Annotated in this window: 20 protein-coding genes; 9 read left to right on the top strand and 11 right to left on the bottom strand. The window is 64.5% G+C overall.

All coding sequences use genetic code 11. The annotated features are described in order from the left end of the window. Positions 1-229 precede the first annotated feature (229 nt). A complete protein-coding gene (locus tag OU995_RS10475; RefSeq protein WP_267835473.1) occupies positions 230-1486 on the top strand; it encodes a leucine-rich repeat-containing protein kinase family protein in 1257 nt (418 codons plus the stop codon). Positions 1487-1612: 126 nt separating this feature from the next. Here OU995_RS10475 and OU995_RS10470 read toward each other — a convergent pair whose 3' ends face one another. Further along, positions 1613-1960, bottom strand: coding sequence for a nuclear transport factor 2 family protein (locus OU995_RS10470; protein WP_267835472.1), 348 nt, complete (start codon positions 1958-1960; stop codon positions 1613-1615). A gap of 1383 nt (positions 1961-3343) precedes the next feature. On the opposite strand from OU995_RS10470, the gene OU995_RS10465 reads away from it, so the two are divergent. Next, the gene (locus tag OU995_RS10465; protein ID WP_267835471.1) at positions 3344-4039 is read left to right on the top strand and encodes a hypothetical protein; all 696 of its coding nucleotides are present in this window, start codon (positions 3344-3346) and stop codon (positions 4037-4039) included. Between the two features lie 105 nt (positions 4040-4144). After that, positions 4145-4294, top strand: coding sequence for a hypothetical protein (locus OU995_RS10460; protein WP_267835470.1), 150 nt, complete (start codon positions 4145-4147; stop codon positions 4292-4294). A 98-nt stretch (positions 4295-4392) separates the two neighbouring features. Here the strand turns inward: OU995_RS10460 and OU995_RS10455 are convergent, their stop codons facing one another. Next, complete coding sequence (locus tag OU995_RS10455) at positions 4393-4860, bottom strand: hypothetical protein (RefSeq protein WP_267835469.1); 468 nt, start codon at positions 4858-4860, stop codon at positions 4393-4395. 173 nt (positions 4861-5033) lie between these two features. Between OU995_RS10455 and OU995_RS10450 the strand changes: the two genes are divergently transcribed. After that, positions 5034-5384: a zinc ribbon domain-containing protein YjdM gene (locus tag OU995_RS10450; protein ID WP_267835468.1), complete on the top strand. Its 351-nt coding sequence runs from the start codon at positions 5034-5036 to the stop codon at positions 5382-5384. Here the strand turns inward: OU995_RS10450 and OU995_RS10445 are convergent. Together OU995_RS10445 and OU995_RS10440 are read right to left on the bottom strand one after the other, a co-directional pair. Beyond that, on the bottom strand, positions 5377-5904 hold the full coding sequence (locus OU995_RS10445; RefSeq protein WP_267835467.1) for a GNAT family N-acetyltransferase: 528 nt from the start codon (positions 5902-5904) through the stop codon (positions 5377-5379). The two genes, OU995_RS10450 and OU995_RS10445, sit on opposite strands and share 8 nt — an antisense overlap. 74 nt (positions 5905-5978) lie before the next feature. Then, positions 5979-6524, bottom strand: a complete 546-nt coding sequence (locus OU995_RS10440) for a gamma carbonic anhydrase family protein (protein ID WP_267835466.1) — start codon at positions 6522-6524, stop codon at positions 5979-5981. Positions 6525-6778: 254 nt separating this feature from the next. Between OU995_RS10440 and OU995_RS10435 the strand changes: the two genes are divergently transcribed. Then, the gene (locus tag OU995_RS10435) at positions 6779-7378 is read left to right on the top strand and encodes a hypothetical protein (protein ID WP_267835465.1); all 600 of its coding nucleotides are present in this window, start codon (positions 6779-6781) and stop codon (positions 7376-7378) included. Positions 7379-7605: 227 nt separating this feature from the next. Next, positions 7606-8733, top strand: coding sequence for a hypothetical protein (locus OU995_RS10430; RefSeq protein WP_267835464.1), 1128 nt, complete (start codon positions 7606-7608; stop codon positions 8731-8733). 87 nt (positions 8734-8820) lie between these two features. Here the strand turns inward: OU995_RS10430 and OU995_RS10425 are convergent, their stop codons facing one another. From OU995_RS10425 to OU995_RS10410, 4 genes are all read right to left on the bottom strand, one after another. Continuing rightward, the gene (locus OU995_RS10425) at positions 8821-9459 is read right to left on the bottom strand and encodes a TetR/AcrR family transcriptional regulator (protein WP_267835463.1); all 639 of its coding nucleotides are present in this window, start codon (positions 9457-9459) and stop codon (positions 8821-8823) included. A 20-nt stretch (positions 9460-9479) separates the two neighbouring features. Further along, positions 9480-11456: an oleate hydratase gene (locus OU995_RS10420; RefSeq protein WP_267835462.1), complete on the bottom strand. Its 1977-nt coding sequence runs from the start codon at positions 11454-11456 to the stop codon at positions 9480-9482. 299 nt (positions 11457-11755) lie between these two features. Beyond that, on the bottom strand, positions 11756-12088 hold the full coding sequence (locus OU995_RS10415; protein WP_267835461.1) for a hypothetical protein: 333 nt from the start codon (positions 12086-12088) through the stop codon (positions 11756-11758). A gap of 116 nt (positions 12089-12204) precedes the next feature. Then, on the bottom strand, positions 12205-12822 hold the full coding sequence (locus tag OU995_RS10410) for a hypothetical protein (RefSeq protein WP_267835460.1): 618 nt from the start codon (positions 12820-12822) through the stop codon (positions 12205-12207). A gap of 119 nt (positions 12823-12941) precedes the next feature. On the opposite strand from OU995_RS10410, the gene OU995_RS10405 reads away from it, so the two are divergent. Further along, positions 12942-13715: an HAD-IA family hydrolase gene (locus OU995_RS10405; RefSeq protein WP_267835459.1), complete on the top strand. Its 774-nt coding sequence runs from the start codon at positions 12942-12944 to the stop codon at positions 13713-13715. Positions 13716-13747: 32 nt separating this feature from the next. Here OU995_RS10405 and OU995_RS10400 read toward each other — a convergent pair whose 3' ends face one another. Further along, on the bottom strand, positions 13748-14551 hold the full coding sequence (locus OU995_RS10400; RefSeq protein ID WP_267835458.1) for a hypothetical protein: 804 nt from the start codon (positions 14549-14551) through the stop codon (positions 13748-13750). Between the two features lie 206 nt (positions 14552-14757). On the opposite strand from OU995_RS10400, the gene OU995_RS10395 reads away from it, so the two are divergent. Then, positions 14758-15945, top strand: a complete 1188-nt coding sequence (locus OU995_RS10395; RefSeq protein ID WP_267835457.1) for an acyltransferase family protein — start codon at positions 14758-14760, stop codon at positions 15943-15945. 824 nt (positions 15946-16769) lie between these two features. After that, positions 16770-18935 (top strand): TonB-dependent receptor plug domain-containing protein, encoded by a 2166-nt coding sequence (locus OU995_RS10390; RefSeq protein WP_267836234.1) that lies wholly within the window; start codon positions 16770-16772, stop codon positions 18933-18935. A gap of 480 nt (positions 18936-19415) precedes the next feature. Here the strand turns inward: OU995_RS10390 and OU995_RS10385 are convergent, their stop codons facing one another. Together OU995_RS10385 and OU995_RS10380 are read right to left on the bottom strand one after the other, a co-directional pair. After that, positions 19416-19814, bottom strand: a complete 399-nt coding sequence (locus OU995_RS10385; RefSeq protein ID WP_267835456.1) for a cold-shock protein — start codon at positions 19812-19814, stop codon at positions 19416-19418. A 290-nt stretch (positions 19815-20104) separates the two neighbouring features. Beyond that, a complete protein-coding gene (locus OU995_RS10380) occupies positions 20105-21262 on the bottom strand; it encodes a BMP family ABC transporter substrate-binding protein (RefSeq protein WP_420714882.1) in 1158 nt (385 codons plus the stop codon). Positions 21263-21287 lie beyond the last annotated feature (25 nt).

Below are 21287 nucleotides of genomic sequence, written 5' to 3'. Positions count from 1 at the left end.
CATGAGTGACTGCGCGCCGCCTGCGTCGGCATGCCGATTACCGCCGGCGAGAGCGCGATGAATCCCAGGCCATGCGTTGCTCGAAATGTCGCCTTCCCCACAGTCTTACACTGGCGCGTCAGAGCCCCGGACCGGGCCCCTTCCACCGCCGCATTGCCCTCCGGATGCGGCACACAACACGCATCGCTTGAACACTCTGGAGCAACTGCGCGCTGGCACCCTGAAGGGCGTGCAGCGCCTCACCCTCACCGGCGCCGGGCTGACCGCCTTTCCCGACGAGATCTACGACTTAGCGGAATCGCTGGAGATCCTGGACCTGAGCGGCAATGCGCTGCACACGCTGCCGGAAGATCTCCCGCGCCTGCACAAGTTGCGCATCCTGTTCTGCTCCAACAACCAGTTCACCGAACTGCCCGCCGTGCTGGGGCGCTGCGCGCGGTTGGAGATGATTGGTTTCAAGACGAATCACATCCGTCACGTGCCTGAGGCGGCCCTGCCGCCGCGATTGCGTTGGCTCATCCTCACGGACAACCAGATCGAGTCGCTGCCAGAGGCGCTGGGGCAATGCTCCCGCCTGCAAAAGCTCGCGCTGGCGGGCAACCAGCTGCGGGAATTGCCGCGCAGCCTCTCGCAATGCGAGCGGCTGGAGTTGCTGCGCATCTCAGCCAATCAGCTCAACGCCCTGCCCGAGTGGCTGTGCACGATGCCAAGGCTGACCTGGCTGGCCTTCGGAGGCAACCCCTTGACTTTGAAGCGAGAGGCGACGGCGCTGGCGCAGGCGCCGATCCCGGCGGTTCCGTGGTCTCGCCTGTCGCTCGACGAGTTGCTTGGTGAGGGCGCCTCCGGCCACATCTATCGCGCCCACCAAGACGATGGCACTCCCGTCGCGCTCAAACTGTTCAAGGGCGGGCTGACCAGCGACGGCCTGCCCGACAGCGAACTGGCCGCGTGTCTGCAGGCAGGTGCCCATCCGCAACTGATCTCCGTCCAGGCCCGCCTGAGCGATCATCCGAACCAGACGCAAGGCCTGCTGATGCCACTGATCGGCCCGTCGTTTCGCACGCTCGCCGGCCCCCCGAGCCTTTTGTCCTGCACGCGAGATGTCTATTCAGACGATCAGCGATTGCCCGCTCAGGCGGTGATGCGAATGGCCGCCGGGCTGGCGTCCGCGCTGCAGCACCTGCATGCGCGCGGACTGCTGCATGGCGACCTGTATGCCCACAACGTCCTGCACGACAACAAGGGTGCGACTTTGCTCGGCGATTTCGGTGCGGCCTCCTTCCTGGGCGCGGCACCGCTCGATCAAGTGAAGCGTCTCAAACGGCTGGATGTCCGGGCATTAGGCTGTCTCTTCGAGGAGCTGCTGGAACACGGAGAACCGCTGGCTCCCGATGACCATGCGCGACTCAGCGCGTTGCGAGACGCCTGTCTGCATCCCGATCCAGCGCAGCGCCCGAGCGCGGACGATTTGGCGCGCGCCCTTTAACATTGCGCAAGCTTGGCCCCAGAGCAGGTCACAGCCACCTCGAGCTCGTGCTGGATCGTCTGTTGATCCCATTCACAAGGCGAAGCGCAGAACCACATAGGTCTGATGATGGACCGCGCGAACCGACTATCCCCGCAGGAACCAGACCTTCGAAATCCCTTGCTCTGTGACCTCGTAAATGGCGGCAGCCTGCACGGGCGCCTCCGGGATGCCGGTGATCAACTCCTGGTCAATCACCTTGTTGCCGAACACCATCCGGTTCACCAGCTTGGCGTGCAACTCCGGCAAGTTGAAGCGATTGTCCCGGTAGTGTTTCTTGAGCGCCTCCCGCCCCACGATGGTCGGTTGAGGATTCGGCAGGGTGTAGACCTCAACGTTTTCCGTGTACTCGGCGGCGAAACGTTCGAGGTCACGCGCGTTGTAGGCGTCGAGTTGACGTTGGGCAAAGCCTTCGGGATCGAATGTCAGAGACATGGCAGTTCAGGTGGTTCAAGCGTCGGCAGATGATCCCATCTTTTGCTGCTCGCCAAAAACTGCTGTGGCGGACATGCACTGCCGCCTTGATCGCGCCGGGTGAGGACAAAGGCGGCGCTCACATGGATCGCTGCCATCCAGTGGTCACGCCGCGCCACGCAGGCTTGGTGGACGTCATCGAGCACCCGACGGCCAATGGGAAAGCACCTCGGCTGTCACAGTTCCGTCATGGACGCGACACATACTCCAAAGCACCAAAACAACAAGAAGAGACAAACATCCGAGACAACCCAAGCAACAAGAGCGGCACGTCCCCGACGACCCACAGCCGCCTCCCCGAACGCCAAGGCGTTTTCACCCGGTTCTGCAGGCGCTTGCGCCAGCTTCGATGGGCGCGGCAGCTTCGCGCGCATGAGGGTCGGCTGCGCTGGCTTGCGCGTCGCCGCCAGGCCTCCCCTCCCCCCCCTCTCCCCGACGTCCTTCAGAGGGCCTGGCTCCAGAGTGTCGCCCTGGAGCATCCGCACTGGCACCCTGGCCAGGAAGGATGGAAGCTCGCCAGCCACGCGCTGGTGCAGTTCTTCGATGCCAGCGCGGCCGCCGCACCGCTGCCCTGCGCCTTGCCATCCCGAGCGGCTGACCTGGTGTGGCATCTCTGGCTGGATCTGGACCCCGAAGGACTCGCGGCCTGGCAGAAAGCGCGGTACGGCCAGACGCTGCCACACCGCGAGCACGCCCCCGGCGAGGATGCCAGGGAGGCGCTGGCGCGCTGCCTGGTGCGGGCCTGCCGGATGGAGCAGCGGTCACCCGTCAGGGGCCCCCTGCCGCTGCTGTTCCGCGTCGATCAGTTGCTTCGCGCGCCTGAAGGCTGGGCCTACGCCCGACGACGCCACCGAACAATCGTTCACCACGACCTGGACTCCCTGGGGCACCCCCATCCACACGCATGGCGCCACGACGAACTGCGGCCCGCAGCCTTGCTGGGTTTCGGCCTCATCGGTGCCATGGAAGCCGGCCACCTGCAGAGGCGCGCTGCGGCACGGGACGGCGACAGCGGCGGCAGCAGTTGCGGCAGCGGGGGAAGTGACTGCGGCACGGGCAGCGGAGATGCCGGATGTGGGGGCGACGGGGGTTGCGGAAGCAGCTGTGGCAGCGGGTGCGGAAGCTGATCGGAAGCAGCACCTTCGTGGCCACGATGGGCACCTTCGCCGAGGCTGCGGACACCGTGCTACGCTGCCCTGTATGAAGCGCATGCAGAGACAACGCAACAAGCATCGGTCGTTCAATCAATTGATCAGCCTTGCGCTGCGTAGGCGTAGGTGCCCCCAGTTCAAGCATGCAAAGGGTGGTGGGGTGGTGGATTCCGAGACGGTGATGAGCTCCTCCATGCTGGACACGCCGATGGAGAACCGAACTGTCACCCGCTCCTCACCGATGGCAACGGCATTCAAAACTGCCCGCCCGGCCGCACGAACGGCCACATCGGCCGCCACATCGGCCGCTGCATTCATCGCTGCATTAACGGCCGCATCACCCACCGTCGCCCAAGACCTGTCGGCATCGTCCTGGAGACGCACCGACACGACGCTGGTGCAACTGTGTTTGGACGGACTGGAGGGTGACCAGGCACCGAAGAGCCTTTCCATCCAGACCGTGGCAGACGGCACGACCGTGTCCGGGTCGTATCTCGATCTCGTCGGCTTCACGACGACAGAGCGGCCCATCTACCAAGGCTCCATCGAGCATCCGAGCCGGAACTGGTCAACCTTCGTGCAGTTGCCCAACACGACAGTCCGTGCACGGATCGACCGGCCGGACAAACTGGAGAAGTACATTGACATCTGGCGCGATGCAGCGGTTGCAAGCTGCACGGCGGATCCCCAGGCCGCCTACAAGGCGCTTCGCGGCTCAGGGCAAGCGCCAGAACTGACAGCCTGCCCGGACATGGGTCTCCATGTCAGCCTCAAGGTCACGTCTTCCAGCGAGCAGGCACTGGACAGAATCCGCCTGAGGGAAAAAGGGCCCTCCCATTTCAACGGATTACGCGGTTGTCGGGACTTCATTTATGGGACGGTGAAGTGATGGCCCGCTACACCGTCGCTAAGTTGACCCTGATCACTCCCGCCTGAGAATCACCGTGCTGGTGGCACGGATCACCGGTAGCGTCTGGATGCTCTAATCGCTTCCATGCCTGGCTTGGGCACACGGACCAGCCCCTCCACCCGGCCCCTCGACGGCTCGATGGTCGAAGTGGCGGTCGGTGTTGCCGCGCAGGACTGGACCGACCAGGAAGCGCTCACACGCTGGCGGCAAGCTGTGGCCGCTGCACGGCGCTGAGCGTCTCAACGCTCATGCTGTCGCCAGGGACTCGCCCGGCGTAGATGGCCGGCGATACAGGCAGTCCGGGCGGTTTGGGCAATGCTGCCGACCAGAGCTCACCGCCCACCGTCCTCCGACTTCCCTTGCATCGGCAGACCGATGAGTGATCGAGTCTCCTGCAGGACCTTCTCGTCATGCCGCTGCAGGCGCACCGTCGCGGAGCAAGCCCCAAACACCACCGGGCCCTTGCCATTGGCGAACGCCAGGACATGCATGCCCGGCGCCAGATCCGGCTGATACATCGCGATCAAGGCACCCTGCGTCGCATAGTTGTGGTCCGTGAAGCTGGACCGGATGACCTGCAGTTGCTCCGGGTGGCCCTTCAGCACCTCTTCCACCTCGAAGGTGGCTTCGATGGCCTGCTTGTCGGCCACCAGCCTGGCAGAGGTCACCTGCGCCACAAAGATGTGCTCATGGTCCGCCACCCGGCCCGGCAAAGGCTGACGGGCGCAACTCATGGCCCACACGGGCCCTGTGGCCGAAACCATCAACAGCAGCGCCATCAGGCGGCGTCTTGACGTCATTGGCGAGCTCCCATGATGTGCAGCGCAGATCGCTGTCCGTTATTCTTGCAGGCTTGCAGAGACTGGCCTGACCACCAGCCTCGAACTGGCCGCCCGGGCCTTCAGCCCCCTGGCCCCATCAGATCTCGCACGCGGGCGCGTGCAGGGTTCTTTCCAATGTATTGAGGTGTTTGATGTCCGCCCTGCCCGCTTGCCCCCAGTGCCAATCCGCGTTCACCTATGAAGATGGCACGCAACTCGTCTGCCCGGAGTGCGGGCACGAATGGTCCGCCGCGGCCGGAACCGACAAGGCTGCGGGCGACGAAGTCCGGGTCATCCGCGACGCCGTCGGCAATGTGCTGCAGGACGGCGATACCGTGACCGTCATCAAGGATCTCAAGATCAAAGGCTCCTCCTCGGTGGTGAAGGTGGGCACCAAGGTCAAGAACATCCGTCTGGCTGACGGCGATCACGACATCGACTGCAAGATCGACGGCATCGGAGCGATGGGATTGAAGTCGGAATTCGTCAGGAAGGTCAGTTGAGGGCGTGGACCTCGAAACACAGCACGTCAAACCACTCGCCGCCGATTTCGAAGCTGCGTTGGGACCGGCCAAACTGAGTAAAGCCGTTGCGTTGCAGCACCCTGACGGAACCCATGTTGTCGGCGCGCGCGCGGGCCTCCACGCGCATGAGGCCTAGCGGCCCAAAGGCCTGGGCCAGCATCAGCTTCACCGCCGCACTGGCATACCCCTTGCCGTTTTCGGATTCCCCGATCCGGTAGCCCAGTTCGCAGGAATGGAAATGCTGGCGGCGGACATGGCTCAGATTGATCCGGCCCACCAGACGACCGGCCGCGTTGCGGATCAGGTATTGATACCCCCGGTCCTCCGCCACTTCACGCAGCGCCTCCGCCACGGCCGCTTCCACCCCGCCAGCCTCGTAGAACTTCGGCGGACGGGCATTGATGCGGGACTCAAAAAAAGTCCGATTCAGGAACTCGAACTGCCGCAGTTCCTCAACGTCCCCTTCGGACAGCGGCTGAATGCTCAGACCCGCCGTCATGCCGCCGCTCCGATCCTACAGGCGAGGTTCCATGTGCCCAGACGCATGACGTTCTCCAATTCGTGGAAGCCCCATTATTGAGGAGCGCCGGCCGACTTCACGTGGTTGTCCTTCACCCGGACGTAATGTTCTGCCGAATAGCGCAAATACGCGACCTCCGCCTCCGTCAGGCGGCGCACCGGAACGGCTGGCCGACCCATGTAAAGCCACCCCGTCTCCAGCACCTTGCCCGGTGAGACCAGGCTGCCCGCGCCCACCATCACCTGCGGCTGAACCACCACGTCGTCCATGATGATCGCGCCCATGCCGATCAGGCATTCATCTCCGATTTGGCAGCCATGAAGAATGGCAGAGTGACCGATGGTCACAAAGTCGCCGATCACCAGCGGCGAACCGTCGGGTTTCCCGGGATGCCGGTGGGACACATGCCCCATGGCCATGTCCTGAACGTTACTGCATCGGCCCACCACGATCCGGTTGACGTCGCCCCGCAGCACGGTGTTGCACCAGATGGAACTGTCGGGCCCAAGCGTCACGTCGCCAATGACCTGCGCGGAGGCATGGACAAAGACACCTTCTGCCAACTGAGGAAAGGTCTCAAGGTAGGGAGCCAGCGGCATTCACGTTTCTCCGAAAAATCATCATCGCAGGCAAGCGCCCGCAGCCGCCCTATTCTCGACGGCTGCCACCATCAGGTTTTTGAGCCGGTGCTGAAGCTCGCCCAGGCATGGCGCCGGGCCTTGATCCCACCATGCGCGATGAACGGATCATGATTTAACGCTTGAAAGCGGACCCCATCTGTTTCTAAACTGGATCAAACTCGCCTTGAACGGCAAAAAGCCGCCTGAGCGGGTCCATCCACAGGGAGGTGGCCATGGGCGATGAGGTACAGGTCCTCTGCGAGCTGGGCGAGGAACGTCGGCTCGTTCGCGCATTTCTCGAGTCGCAGGAACTGGTGCTGCGCGGTGCCCTGCGCCGCAGATTCCTGATCACCGGGATGGCGGCCCCTCGGGTGCAGAGCGGCGCCTTGATGTTTGAATCCACCGAGGGCGACACCGTCTCGCTGCACCTGGGCGAGGTGCTGGCCAACAAATGGCTGAAGAAGATTCAGACCCCACCCCCGTCCTTGGCCGCCAAATTGGGCATCAGCGCCTCACAGCGGGCATTTGTGCTGGGCGATGTGACGGATGAAACACTGTCACAAGCGTTGCAAGGCACCACCACCACCCAGCCGGTGGCGGCGGTGGTGCTGGTCACCATGGTGCGCACCATCGCCGACCTGCAGGCGGCCGTGGCGGCACATGCCCAGATGCCGTGCAGAGGCCTCTGGCTGGTGCATGAAAAGGGAGCCAACGCGCCGCTGCCCGACAGCCGGATCCGCGTGGCCATGCGGGAATTGGGCTACAAGGATCACAAGATCACCGGGGTGTCGGATCGGTGGACGGCGACCCGTTATGCCAAGCCAGAGCAGTAAAGCACACCTGGCGGAGCGGTCCTCGCGCGCCTTGCCACAGGGCCGGGTGCGCTGAACCTGCTGAACCCGCCAAACCCGCTGAAGTCGCCGACATCCCCGAAGTCGCGGACGCAAATCCTTACCGCCTGGCACCATCGCGAACGTTCTCGGCTGCCCATGACGTTCAGAATTCGCGTCCACTGCAGCCCTCCCGCGTGCCGACCTCTCGTTGCGCCGCGCTTTGACTCGTGTCGCGTGCCACTGACTCGCTCAGCAAGAAGATCATCCTTCCAGTCACCGTCGGTGTCATGGTGGGGATGGTGATCGGCTGGCACCAGACACGGTCGGCGGAACCCTCCAGGTCCGAGGTCCAGGCGCAGATTGCCGAGGCCGCTTCGGCCCCGTCCGAACATGCACAGCGTGGTTTCGACCTGTGGACGCTGGTGGATGGTGCATCGCGTCAAGCCGATGAGCTCAAGGCCTCAGAATCTGACGCCTGCCAAACCGGCTTCCTGCGGGATCCTCACCTCAGTGAAGTGGACATCAACCGCCTGTCCGCGCTGCACGCCCAGGTCGTGATTGAACAACATGCAGCGCGCCTGCGCATGGCGCCGGACGCCTTGGGGCGTTTAACGGGCGCCATGCTCGCCGACGACTACGCCACCCTGATCCAGGTCGGACAAACCACGTCGGACCCCTTGGTGTATGGGTTGGCCCTGCGTGCCTGCCCCTCACAGCGTGTACCGGGTTGCACGGCGCTGACGCCTCAGCGCTGGGCGGAGTTGGACGAGTCCAACGCCTCCGCGTGGTGGATGGTGGCGGCCTCTTCGCAGAACCAGGCCGATGCATTCCGCGCGCTCACATCCGCCTCCACCGCGACCCACGCCCTTCCACTGAGAAACCAGTGGCTCAAGCGTGCGGCTCAGACAGACGAAGCGACTCGCGAAGCCATGTTCCCGGTGTTGATGAAAACCATCCACCTGGATTCGCTGGAGTTGTCGCCTTCGACCGCAGGTTTCACCAGGGCCTGTGGATCCACCCCCTCCACGGACCCTGAACGAAGCGCCGCCTGTCTGGGCTTTGCGCTGGACGCAGTGCGCCTGGAGCCCTCTGCCATTGGCAAGCTGATTGCAACACGCCTGGCTGAACGTTGGGGCGCCAAGGCCGAGCAATTGCCTCACACCGTGGCGGAGCTCAAAACCAAGGTGGAGGCGATCGGAAACTGGCGATCTTCCATGGTGACCGGCGCAGAAGGCCGGCAGTTCTGCGAGGGCATCCGCCAGATGGTCGAATTCGATGCGGATTCCGCGGACGACGGAGACCTGGCGGCCTTCGAGCGTCTTCAAGCCCGACGGAAGACGGCTTCGGCTCGTTGACCGACAGCGCCTCCGGTCAACTGCTGTCGTCGCCCCTCAGCCACTGTCATCCCGCCAACGGGCCAAGCACTGCATCCGGGCACCCCATCAAGCGGACGGGCCGGCGCTGGTGGCTGCGGGGGCTCCGATGACCGCACGAAAGAAGCCGAGCAAGATCTCGTCACGGGTCTGCGCCCCAGGCACCGTTCCCTGAATCACCAGCCCCAGCCAGAGCCCGTACAGACCCACTGCAATTTGCAGAGGGTCCATCACCGGTGCCAGCCCATGGCGGCGCACGAGGTCTTCCACGAGCAGAGCAAACTCTCTGTGGTAGCCCAACTTCGCCAGGTTGTAGAGCTCGGCGAACGCTGCATCCCGCTGAGCATGCAACTGCAACTCCGCCGCCAGCAAGGACCAGTGCGAAGCTTTGGCCAATAACGCCAGGTGCAGCGCCAGGTGGTCCAGCATCTGCGCCAGCGCTTGTCCCTCCGACGCCTCCACCAGCCGCCGCAACGCCGCCACCTCGTCCTGGACATGGCGCTGCATCAGCGCCAGCAGCAGGTCGTCCCGGCTGGAGAAGTTGGAGTAGAAGGCGCCCTGCGAAAACCCCGCCTGGTCACACAGGCCGCGCAGGGACAAACTGCCGATGCCGTCCCGCACGATCGCCGCATGGGCCGATGCCAGCAGGCGCTGGCGCGTCTCCAGCCGGCTTTGCTCCCGAGTCTTGCGAGGGACGGGCGGCGGCACGGTGGCGTCTGCGTCGGGTCTCAACGGCCCCGCCGCTGCAGGCCCTCACGCCATCGATCCAGCCATCCGGACGCCACCCCCAGCGCCTGGCTGCCCTTGCCCAGCAAGGCAACCAGCTCGGCCTCTGCACGCTCCTTCAGCGATTCATCCCGGTCGGGCAGAGGCGGCAGGATGTGGGCAAAGTAGCTCTTGCCCAGCACCCGATGCAGCAGGCGCTCACCCGGGAATGGCTCGTTGTTGTTGAGTGCCCGCGCCCCCTTCAGCAGGTTGCGAATGTCGTATTGGGTCGGGCTGATGTCCGGCACCTGCTTGCGCAAGCCCAGCAGCGTGTAGACGCCGATGCGGGCAGTGCGCACCGACGCCTCCATGGTGAAGATGATGTCGTTGCTGGTCTCCACAAACTGCCCCAGCAGCGCCAGGTTGGTGCAGCCTTGGGGCACCACGTGCGGCCGGTCACCGGCGGCGCGGGGCATGAACTGCGCGGTGATGTAGGGCATGAGGGCCAGCCGCACCTGGGTCTGCGCGGCCACGGCGTCGAGCTGGTCCGCAATGCCCAGGTGATGACAAAGCTCCGCCAGCACCTCGCGCCCGGTGCACTGCGGCATCGGTTTCTTGACGTAGTTGCCCTCCTTGTCCATCAACAAGGCGTAGACCCACAGCACCAGCACATCCTTGGGCTGGGTCGGGAAATGCGGTTGACGGTTGCAGGTGAAGCTCAGCACCCAATTGGAATCGGTGAAGGTGATGATGCCGCCGGTCACGGTCTTGCCGGAGTACGGGTCATTGACGGACAGCTCCTTGAGGCGATCCACCAGCGGCGACGGCCGGCAGGTCAGTGTGGCGGACTCCCACATGGAGCCAGCCACATTTCCGTAGAACTTCTCCGGCTTGCCAAACACGGGGGATTTCTTCGCCAGGTTCTTCCACAGCATCCAGTCACTGTCCTCCCCGGGCTCTTCATTGCCGCGGGCCAGCACCGGCACGGTGTCCATGTCGCCATAGGCCGTCCCTTCCGTCATGGAGCCGGTGAGTGCAAACACCACATCCGCCGGCCCCACCGGAATGAGCTCCGGGCGGCCCTCCACCTTGCAATGGATGCCGGTGACCGTGCGGCGCCCGCCCTCCTCCACCAGGTCCAGGTCCGTGGCCCGGGTGCCGAATCGCACCTGCACCCCCTGCTCTTTCAGATGCCGCATCAGCGGCACCACAAAGCTGTCGTACTGGTTGTATTTGGGGAACACCAGCGCCGACATGTCGGTCAGACCATCGATGGCATCGAGGAAGCGATGCATGTAGAGCTTCATCTCCAAGAGGCTCTGCCAGTTCTCGAAGGCAAACATGGAGCGCCACAAGTACCAGAAGTTGGTCTCCAGGAAGCTGCTGCTGAAGTAGTCCTCAATCGTGATGTCGTCCAGATCTTCCTTGCGCTTGAGCAGCAGCTTGATGATTTCCAACTGGTGCGAGCGGCTCAGGCCCAGGGTGGAGAAATCGCGGATCTGGCCCTGCTGGTGCATCAGGCGGGCCTTGGACCAGTTGGGGTCCTGGTCATTCACCAGACGGTATTCGTCCAGCACGCTGTAGCCCTTCGGAAGCTCCAGCGCCTGCACGTCCTGGAAGAGGTCCCAGAAGTTGTCGTAGTTCCAGTTCATTTCCCGGCCGCCGCGAATGAGGTAGCCCTCCTCCGGGTTGCCGGCACCATCCAGCGAGCCGCCGGCAATGCTCATGGTGTCGAGGATGGTGATGTCCTCGCCCTTCATGCGGCCGTCGCGGATCATGTAGAAAGCCGCCGCCATGCCGGCAATGCCGCTGCCGATGATCCAGGCCTTGCGCCCCGCCACCGGTGTGGTCACCGGGTGGTTGCGCATGTAGGGGCCCATCATGTCCGGCGGCGGCAGCGTGTCCTGCGGCCCCTTGTGCCAGAAGCGCTGGCCAGCATCGGCCTCCACCGGCACGTCGGTGGGTTGAGGGGCAGGACGGCTGGAATCGGACGATGTCATGAAAAGGCCTTTCTCGTTTGCCGGGCAGTGGCACGGGATGTCGATCAATGTATCGATCGACATTCGGATATCACTTGATCTTTGTCAGCGGCAAGCCGTGGGCCTGCCCTGACGGTCAGCCCATTGTTGAGAAGGCCTGTGAGGTCAGCGTGAAGTCGTGGCCTCCATGACGAAGGGGCGCGCTGACGGCAACTTGAAGCCCATCAATCCCTTCAACAGCGTGGTGCTGCGGGCGGACAGGGCGCGCAGCTCATCCACGGCGATCGGGCCGCTCGGGCTCAGCCCCCCCACATCGGCGCTCAGCCGGCGAGATGGCGGCTCACCACGGTCCACAGGACAGCCACCAGGGCCCCTGAACCCAGCCACACCAACATTCGCTTCACGCTCACCGCGTAACGCGCCCGTTCCGCCGGGTCCTTCACCCAGTCACGGCCAAAAGGCGCCTGCCGGCCGATGACGAGGAAGTACAGCGGCAACAGCACGAAGATCAGCATGAAACCGCCCCACATCAGATTGGAGGTCAGCGGCGTCAAGGAGGTTTGCGCGGCGTGCCAGGTTTCGAAGGACATGCCGCCAATGGCTGCCCACACGCCTGCGGCGGCGGCCGTCCTGGGATTGGGCTCGATGGTCATGCGGGCACTGTACGACCGTGTCCCGCCAACAGACATCTCGAAACTACCGGGGTGCAGCTTCGCAAAACCTGTGTTGACCTGAGAGCGGTTTCACGCATGACGCGCGGCCCGCGCCCTCAGTGGGTGGTGCGGCTCCTGCGCCACTCCACATAGCTGCTCAACTCCGGCAGCGGCAGGAAACCCTCTTCCTGGGGATCTTCCGGCAGCTCGCAGAGCTCCACCACATCCACATCGGTCGCTGCCGACTTCTCCCCCAGTGCCGTATCCAGAATCACCAGCAAGCCATTGGCAAAGGCCTGCTCCTGATCATCGTTGAATCCGGGAATGGCAATGCGCAGCCCCAGCACCTCGGGTGCATCCTCATCCACCAGCGGCTCAAACCACATCTGGCGGGGCTCCAGGTCCAGGCCCTCATAACGGATGCTGAAGTCGAAACCCATGGCCGGTTTCAGCGCCACGAAGTCCCAGCCGGGGACGTCCGGTGCCACCGACACCATGGCCTCCACCAGAGGGAACAACTCCCAGTCGCCCTCGGCGGTAATGACCAGTTCCCGGACGTCATCCCCGGGCATCGACACTTCGAACCACAAGCCTTCATCCAGTTCCTGCAGGCGGGACAGCAGCACATCCCAGAACGGATGCTCAGGGGATTCCAGGGCGTTCAGGTCTGCCTGATGGTCCACCAGCCAGCGCCAGAAGCTGCTGATTTGCTGCGGTCGAATGGGGTCTTGCATCGGGGGTCTCCAGGTTGTGGCCATTATCGGCGCCGGGGCCTGGCGCCGATAATGGCCCGCGCGGGTGCCCCCGAAAGAAGGCCGGTCATCCGTCCTTTCAAAATTGGTCAGAATGCGGCATGCAGTTGAACCGTATCCGCGCCCTTTCGTTCGATCTGGACGACACCCTCTGGCCCTTCCGCCCCTGTCTGGTGCGTGCTGAAGCCGCCCTGCTGACGTGGCTCCGCACCCATGCGCCCGGCACGCAGCCCTTGTTGAGCGACCCGTCCGCATTGATGACCTATCGGGCGCAGGCTCAGCAACAGTTTCCAGCGCTGCGTACGGACCTGAGCGGCCTGCGCCGAGCATCCATCCGCGCGTTGTTGGAAGCCAGCCAGGAGGACATCGCCTTGGTCGAGCCCGCCTTTGAGGTGTTCTTCGAGGAGCGGCAGCGGGTGGAGCTGTACCCCGAAGTGCTGCAGGCCCTGACACAGTTGAGCGAGCGCCTGCCCTTGGTGGCCCTGACGAATGGCAACGCCTGCATCCACAAGGCGGGCATTGGTCATTTTTTCAAGGGAGCGCTCAGCGCGGCGTCGCTTGGTGTGGCGAAGCCGGAACAGCAGGCTTTCCATGCCGCTGCGGCCCTGGCCGGCGTCCATCCCTCCGAAGTGCTGCACGTGGGGGATGACTGGCATCTGGATGTGGTCGGCGCCGTGGCGGCCGGTGCACAGGCCGTATGGATGGTGCGGGAGGACCTGGCGGCTGCGGCATCGGCATCGGCATCGGCATCGGCAGCGTCCAACGCGTCCGCGTCGTTGTCGGCATCCGCCTCGGCCCCTGGTGCTGATTCAGTGCCGCATCTGCGGGTTGCGCATCTCACCGAACTCTGCGAGGTGCTCGCAGGTTTGCACTGAGGACGCAGCCCCCGGCCTTGCCCGTAGCGCCCTCAACGCTCCACGGTATACGGCAGCAAGGCCTTGGCAGCCTCGATGCGAAGCGCTAGCGCCACACGCTCGTCATTCATCACCTGCAGCAAGAAGCTACGGGGGTTCTGCAGACGGCTTGGGTCGGTCGCCTGAAGTGTGGTCAGCGCCACAGGCTCCGCCGACGTCTGAGACGAGCCCGTGGTAACAGCGGAACCCGTGTCACCACCGATCCCCAACCGCAGTTGCGCTTCCCGCCACTCTGCGACTGACAGGCTTCTCAGCCCCCGCAGCAGTTCCGCCTGACCTTCTTCATTGGGCGGGAAGTCCAACCACGGTGTCTCCTCAAACACTGGCACCAGCCCGGGGGCCACGAAAGCGGACCACTTATCGGGCACCACCTGGGCGGGCACGGGGGCGGCAGAGGTCCATGAAGGCGCTCCATGGCCTCCGGTGCCCTCATCCCCAGCAGCTGAGGGGAAGAGCTGCACCCGACCCGCCGGCAGTTCTCGAAGGTAGCGATGCCGCAGGGCGGCCAAAAAATCGGCCCCCTCTTTCGCCGGTATGGCCTGTGCCAGCGACCACCAGAGCTGGAAGCTGGGCCCACCAGAAATCGCAATCGCCGGCGCCGGCAGACCGAGGTCCTGCTGCACGGCCTGCCACAACGGCGCCACCAGCGCCCCGTCCGCAGGGCGGCCGATATCCAGCACGAGGGCCCTCACGCTGCCGTCCGCGCCAACCCGCAGAGGGTCGTCCACGCCTGCCGCACCGGACGGTAACGGGAGGAGGGCGAACAGACGTTGGAACTCTTCGTGGAGGCGGCTCATGGGAACAAGGTCAATGCATCAACACGCCACACTCTAATGGAGCTTGGCGCAAGGCCGGTAAAGCGCCCCGGCCCACCCAACTGGGGGACCGGCCGCGCACAGAGCGCCCCAATGTGTGTAGTGTCCAGCCTTGCTCGCTCATCCTGGCGGCGCCGAACCACACAGGCGTCCGACAAGCCCGGCACCCGCCTCATTGGGGGAGAACCATGAACCCGACCGACCTCTGGCCCGCGTTGGTCGCTGCGGGCCTGGCCTTGATGACCTCGCAGAGCGTGGCGGGCCGGTGGCCGCTCCACACCGACGGCGCCCGCCACCGCAGCATTGACGGCCTGCGCGGGTACCTGGCGCTGGGGGTCTTCCTCCATCACGCCACCGTCTGGCAAGGCTATCGCAGCACCGGCGTGTGGGCCTCCTCGGATTCCGCGTTCTACACCAATGCCGGCAAGGGCAGCGTGGCGCTCTTCTTCATGATCACCGCGTTCCTGTTCTACGGACGCCTGCTGGAGGCCCGTGAGCGACCGATCGATTGGACCCGATTGTTTCTGGGGCGATGGTTCCGCCTGACACCGGCTTATCTGGTCATGCTGGCCCTGCTGCTCGTTATGGTGGGGGTGCAGACCGGGGGGCAGTGGCGGGTGAGCGGTGCTGACTTGCTGCGCCAGATCGGGGACTGGCTTCTGTTCACCATCCCGGGGCCGTCCGACATCAATGGACTGAGGGGCACCCAAATGATGGTGGCGGGTGTGACCTGGTCCCTTCCCTATGAATGGATGCTGTATGCCGCGCTGCCGCTGCTGGCGTTGCTGGCGGGAAGACGCCCCAGCCCAGGCGCACTGGGCGTCACTGCCGTCTCCTGCATCGCCTTTGTGTGCTGGCGCCCCAGCCTGGGCAACCTGGTGCCGTTTGCGGTGGGCATGCTGGCGGCTTATGCGGCGCGCTGGCCGCGTCTGCAGCGAGGGTCCGGATCACGGTATGGATCTGTTGCCGTATTGCTGAGCCTGATTGGCGGCTTCGCGCTGGACATGCGCGCCCTGTCGCCTCTGCCACAAGCGTTCCAGGCCCTGGCCTTTGTGCTGATCGCCGCTGGCAACGACCTGTTTGGTGTTCTGTCCGCCAAGTTGTCACGCACCTTCGGCGAACCCACCTACAGCCTGTATCTGCTGCATGGGGTGGTGTTGTTCATCGGCTTTCGCTGGGTGATTGGCCCGGCCGCAGCAGGGCTGAGCAGCAGTCAACACTGGGTGGCGATCTGGCTGATGACACCCGTGGCCGTTGCGCTGAGTCATCTCTGCCACCGCTTTGTGGAAATGCCAGGCATGGCGCTGACGGACCGTTGCCTGCGACGGTGGAGGGGGACTGCGGCCAGTCCGGCAGGGGCCGTTCCAGGCGGTTGAGCCCCGGCATGCTGAGAGGCGATGGCGCTCTGTTGACGTCTTCGAGGTGGCGTGAGGACTGACCGATCAGAACCCTGCTTTTCGTCAATTCACCGTCATAAATGGCGGGCACAATGCAAGGCATCCGAGACAAACAACCGGCTGCGACATAGGGCAGAAAGCTGGAACCCGTCACCAGCGTCCGGATACCTATTCCTGAAAGCCACCGTCCTCCCAGGCCGGTGGCTTTTTTCTTGGGTCTTTGCCGAATGGCGCACGATGTTGCTTGTTCGTTTCTCGGTCGGCCTGTGAAAGTTGTCGTGCGCGTACGTTTAGACGGCGCGTCGCGCAGAGCCATCACTGCATGTAAAGAACAATGAAACCCGAGGGCGGCACATGGGCGGTCAGCGTACGCCGTGCGATCCTTCGCCCTCATTTCAACTCTGACACGAAGTACGCCGCGTCCCGCGTCCCAGCCGCCGCCAAGTCCGGACCACGTTGCATCGCCGTTGCTCTTGCCTGCCCCGATGACACGCACCTGCCGCCCCGCCTTGCATCCCCTGGCCCTTGGCCTTTTGATCGGCTTGTCCGCCCTGCCCACCGGCCCGTTGCGCGCCGATACGTCACCTCCGGCTCCGCCACCAGCCCCCGCACCTGCAACGGCGCCTGCACCTGCACCTGCACCTGCACCTGCTCCGGCGCCTGCCGCTGCCCCCACGCAGGCGCCCGCTCCGGCCCCTGCGCCTGCCAAGGCCCCTGGCCCCGCACCCACCCCGGCCCCGGCAAAGGCGCCGTCGCCCCCGCCATCGCAGCGGACCGGCGAAGACCCTCAGCAGTTGAACCGTGTGGAAGTGCAGGGCCGCTCCAGCGACGATGCGCAGCGGCGCGCCTCCACCGCTTCCAAGATCATCATTGGTCGTGAAGAGATCGAGCGGTATGGTGACAGCACCATCGGCGAAGTTCTCAAACGTCTGCCTGGCGTGACCACGGGCGGGCGCCCGGGCCGAGGCGGAGAGGTCCGCATGCGCGGCATGGGGAGCGGCTATACGCAGATCCTGGTCAACGGCGAGCGCATGCCACCGGGCTTCTCGCTGGATGAACTGCCACCGGACCAGATCGAGCGCATTGAAGTCATGCGTGCGCCCACGGCGGAGTTTGGTGCACGAGCGGTGGCCGGCACCATCAACGTGGTGTTGCGTGAGGCCTTGCAACGGCGGCTGAATGAGGTCCGTGCGGCCCTGTCGTCGGAGAACGGCCAGGTCCGTCCGCACCTCAGCTGGACCCGCAACGACAAGCTGGACGACCAGGGCAGTGCCTACAACTTCACCGTCAATGCCATGCAGAACCGGCAGCAGGACGACGTGAACAGCCGCACCGTCACGCTGGTGCCGGACACAGGCGAGCAGACCGTGCTGCAGACGCTGGGCCACACCAGCAACACCCGCAAATCCCTCAACATGACCGGCCGCCTGCAATTCCGGCTGGAGGGGGGAGACACGCTGGCTGTACAGCCCTTTGTGGTGGTCAACAGTGGGCACAGTCGCAGCTATTTCGATCAGACACAAACGCCGGAAGTGGAATCGGGCCCGGACCACTACAACTTCAACCACGTGGACACCCTGGGCGACAACCATTCGGTGATGGCGCGGCTGAATGCGCAGTGGAACAAGCGGCTGAGTGATGTCAGCCGGCTGGAGGTGCGTGCAGGCGTGGGCCGCATGACCATGACCACCAACAGCCATCGCAGCGAGTTCCAAGACAGCACGCTCACCCGCACTCAGGACGACCAGACCAAGAGCCGCGACACCTCGTGGAACTTCAACAGCAAATACAGCCATCAGTTGGAGGGCGAGCACAACCTGGTGGCGGGGCTGGAAGGGGAAGGCACGGGGCGCACCCAGAACCGCGACTGCCTGCAAAACGGCAGCAGCTGCGCCTACCTGCTGGATTTTGGGGATGACGTGGATGCGTCCACCCGCCGGCTGGCTGCGTATGCGCAGGACGAGTGGAGCGTGGGCAAGCAGTGGGGCTTTTATGCCGGCTTACGGTGGGAAGGCATCCAGACGGAGAGCAAGGCCACCAACTACAACGTCAGCAACAGTTCCAGTGTCTGGACGCCGTTGCTGCATGCGGTCTACAAGCTGGACGAAAAGAGCCGGGAGCAGATTCGGGCCAGCCTGACGCGCAGCTACCGGTCCCCCCAACTCAACGACCTGATTGCGCGGCCCTCCGTCAACTCCCAGTATCCGTGCCTGAACGGCGTGCCGTGTGGCACCAATGCCATCAACTACCCGGACCGCATGGGCAATCCGGAGCTCAAGCCGGAGATGGCCACGGGTGTGGAGTTGGGCTGGGAGAAGTACATGACCAAGGGGGGGCTGATCAGTGCCAACCTCTTCTACCGGCACATCAACGACCTGATCCGCACGGTCACGGTGTTGGAGGATGTGAGCTGGTCCAGTGAGCAGCGGTGGGTATCCAAGCCCCGGAACATTGGCACGGCGCAGACGTATGGGGTGGAGCTGGAGGCCAAATTCCGGCTGGATGAGTATTTTGAAACAGCGCTGCCGGTGAACATCCGCAGCAACCTGTCACTCTTTCATTCCGAGGTGGAGGGCATCCAGGGGCCCAACAACAAGCTGGACCAGCAGCCGCGCTACACGGCCAACCTGGGGGCGGACTACCGGCTGCGCAGTCTGCCGCTGACCTTGGGGGGGTCGCTCAACTACACCCCGTCCAACACCATCCAGCAGACCACGCTGACGGAAATCACGAGCGACAAGAAGCGCGTCTTTGACATCTTCGCCATGTGGAACTTCTCTGCCAGCACGGCGGTGCGTGTATCTGCGACCAACCTGGCGCCGCTGAGTTATGGCACCGGCAGTGTTTCTGTCGTGCCCGCGCGCTACGCTGCTGACGGCACTTTCCTGAGTCCTGCCAAGATCATCACAGGTGAAAGCACGGGCCGCAGCTTCACGCTCTGGCAAGTCCGCCTCGAAATGAAGATCTGACCCCTGCCGGGCCGCAACCAGCAGCCTCCCCGCTGTGTGCTCCTATGGGCACACAGTCGCTTGGACGCGCGCAGCGCCGTCCGAGCGGGGCTGCAGCTATGCCGAAAGGGGCCGCCGCCGGGCCGCTCCCAAGGCGGCCCCAGCCCCCTCGGGGGGCGTGTTTGCTGTGCCCTAGGCACAGCCAACCGGGGGCACTTAGTCGCGAGGACGCGCGCAGCGCCGTCCAAGCGGGGCTGCCGCTACACGAAAGGGCCGCCGCCGGGCCGCTCCCAAGGCGGCCCACTGCCCCCTCGGGGGGCGTGTTGGCTGTGCCCTAGGCACAGCCAACCGGGGGCAAAAAAAAGCCACCCATCGGGTGGCATAAAAGACGGACATCGAGGGCGACATCCATCTGGGCGACGGGACCGACCAGCGTCGGTCCCCCACGAGAATCGTCACGGGGCAGCCGGGGCGGGGCAACCAGCCCGGCTGCATATCGCTCTATCGGCCGATCGCCGTGGTCCGTTGCTTGGCCATCGCCGAGCCGGACGGGGACCACAACGTGGCGCTCAGCCCCAGCACCATCACACCCATCACCATCCACATCAGCGGTGTGATGCGGCGGCGACGACCAATCGGCCGTGGACGCGACGACGTGCGAGCTGCGCGCAATTGGGGCGGCACCTTGAACCCCGAGAGCCGCTGCAGACGGACCGCTTGTTTGCTGCCGTCACTTCTGGACACAACCTCGAAGCTCACGCGCTCACCTTCCTGAGGCGCTTGCCCATCCATCGGGAATGCGGACACATGCACGAACAGGGCTTCACCCCCCTGCTCCGGCATGACGAGGCCGTGGCCCCGCTCCCCATACCAACTGTTCAAAGTACCTTCAAATCGCATGGTGACCTTCCCCCTCACAAAGACTAGAAAGTCCCGGGTGTCTCACGTCCGGGAACGGAGTGCATCCTGCGCTCACTGGCCAGCACCGGGGCAACAGCCTGTAAGCGCTGCAACGCCACCCGCCTTCCCCCTCATATGAAGGGCCGTTGACCATTGCAAAGCTACGGTAATAGCGCCCTCTGTCGCTCGACATCCGGGCTGAAAAAACAAAGGCCCCCGGGGTCTGTCCGACCCACGGGGGCACTCAGCGGCTCGCAGGGAAGATCGGCCGCTTCAGGGAAGATGGCCGCTTATTTGCTCAGCGGCAACTGGCCTTCCACACCCTGCACATAGAACTTGATGCCTTGCAGGAACTTGTCGTCCGCGACCTGGTCCTTCGCCAGCACCTCCTTGCCGTCCTGGCTCACCACCGGGCCCTTCCAGATCACAAAGCTGCCATCTTTCAGCCCGGCCTTGATCTTCTCCACCCGGGCCTTCACGTCGGCCGGCACCACGTCGTTCACGGCCACCAGATCAATCGCCCCTTCCTTCACGCCCCACCAGCTGTGCTGGCCGGCGCCGGCCTTCCAACTGCCGTCCAGGGCCGCCTTGATGCTGGCGCTGTAATACGGCGCCCAGTTCACCACCGCCGACGCCAGGTGTGCCTTGGGGCCGTAGCTGCTCATGTCCGAATCCCAGCCGAAGGCGTACTTGCCATTCTTCTCGGCAGTCTGCAGCACCGCGCTGGAATCGGTGTTCTGCATCAACACGTCCGCACCCGCATTGATCAGCGTCTGGGCCGCATTGGTTTCCTGCGGCGGGTTGAACCATTCATTCACCCACACCACCTTGACGGTCGCCTTGGGATTGCTCGAACGCGCCCCCAGCGCAAAGCTGTTGATGTTGCGAATGACCTCCGGAATCGCGATGGACCCCACCACGCCGAGCGTGTTGGTCTTGGTCATCGCCCCGGCCACCACGCCGGCGAGATAGGCGCCTTCATAGGTGCGGGAGTCATAGGTACGCAGGTTGGCGGCCTGCTTGTAGCCGGTGGCATGCTCGAACTTCACCTCCGGGCTGTCCGCGGCCACCTGCAGCATCGGCTCCATGTAGCCAAAGGTGGTGCCGAACACCAGCGTGTTGCCTTGCTGCACCAGGTCGCGGAACACCCGCGCTGCATCGGCGCCTTCCGGCACCTTCTCCACAAACGTGGTCTTGATACGGTCCCCGAATTCCTTCTCCACGGCTTGTCGGGCGTTGTCGTGAGCGAAGGTCCACCCGCCGTCACCCACCGGGCCGACGTAGGCAAAGGCCACCTGCAGGGGCGCGCTGGCGGCGGCCGTGCCTGAGGCGGCGGCGGGGCTCGCAGCACCTGCGGGTGCGTCATCCTTCCTGCCGCAGGCCGACAGCAGCACCACAGCGGCGGTGGCCAGCAGCAGCGGCGCGCGCCGCAGGCCTGTGCGGATCATCGCCATGGGCATCGTGCAAGCAGAC

Source organism: Roseateles sp. SL47, from assembly GCF_026625885.1.
GTDB lineage: Bacteria > Pseudomonadota > Gammaproteobacteria > Burkholderiales > Burkholderiaceae_C > Roseateles.
Note: the sequence above shows the minus strand (reverse complement) of the source record. Positions and strands in the feature narration are given on the sequence as shown.

What these genes read in the sequence shown, in the direction of transcription:
- OU995_RS10415 (WP_267835461.1), bottom strand. Translation starts at nt 12,088, where the DNA reads ATGACCATCGAGCCCAATCCCAGGACGGCCGCCGCCGCAGGCGTGTGG.
- OU995_RS10465 (WP_267835471.1), top strand. Translation starts at nt 3,344, where the DNA reads ATGCTGGACACGCCGATGGAGAACCGAACTGTCACCCGCTCCTCACCG.
- OU995_RS10395 (WP_267835457.1), top strand. Translation starts at nt 14,758, where the DNA reads ATGAACCCGACCGACCTCTGGCCCGCGTTGGTCGCTGCGGGCCTGGCC.
- OU995_RS10385 (WP_267835456.1), bottom strand. Translation starts at nt 19,814, where the DNA reads ATGCGATTTGAAGGTACTTTGAACAGTTGGTATGGGGAGCGGGGCCAC.
- OU995_RS10435 (WP_267835465.1), top strand. Translation starts at nt 6,779, where the DNA reads ATGGGCGATGAGGTACAGGTCCTCTGCGAGCTGGGCGAGGAACGTCGG.
- OU995_RS10440 (WP_267835466.1), bottom strand. Translation starts at nt 6,524, where the DNA reads ATGCCGCTGGCTCCCTACCTTGAGACCTTTCCTCAGTTGGCAGAAGGT.
- OU995_RS10420 (WP_267835462.1), bottom strand. Translation starts at nt 11,456, where the DNA reads ATGACATCGTCCGATTCCAGCCGTCCTGCCCCTCAACCCACCGACGTG.
- OU995_RS10380 (WP_420714882.1), bottom strand. Translation starts at nt 21,262, where the DNA reads ATGATCCGCACAGGCCTGCGGCGCGCGCCGCTGCTGCTGGCCACCGCC.
- OU995_RS10400 (WP_267835458.1), bottom strand. Translation starts at nt 14,551, where the DNA reads ATGAGCCGCCTCCACGAAGAGTTCCAACGTCTGTTCGCCCTCCTCCCG.
- OU995_RS10410 (WP_267835460.1), bottom strand. Translation starts at nt 12,822, where the DNA reads ATGCAAGACCCCATTCGACCGCAGCAAATCAGCAGCTTCTGGCGCTGG.
- OU995_RS10460 (WP_267835470.1), top strand. Translation starts at nt 4,145, where the DNA reads ATGCCTGGCTTGGGCACACGGACCAGCCCCTCCACCCGGCCCCTCGAC.
- OU995_RS10470 (WP_267835472.1), bottom strand. Translation starts at nt 1,960, where the DNA reads ATGTCTCTGACATTCGATCCCGAAGGCTTTGCCCAACGTCAACTCGAC.
- OU995_RS10445 (WP_267835467.1), bottom strand. Translation starts at nt 5,904, where the DNA reads ATGACGGCGGGTCTGAGCATTCAGCCGCTGTCCGAAGGGGACGTTGAG.
- OU995_RS10405 (WP_267835459.1), top strand. Translation starts at nt 12,942, where the DNA reads ATGCAGTTGAACCGTATCCGCGCCCTTTCGTTCGATCTGGACGACACC.
- OU995_RS10455 (WP_267835469.1), bottom strand. Translation starts at nt 4,860, where the DNA reads ATGACGTCAAGACGCCGCCTGATGGCGCTGCTGTTGATGGTTTCGGCC.
- OU995_RS10450 (WP_267835468.1), top strand. Translation starts at nt 5,034, where the DNA reads ATGTCCGCCCTGCCCGCTTGCCCCCAGTGCCAATCCGCGTTCACCTAT.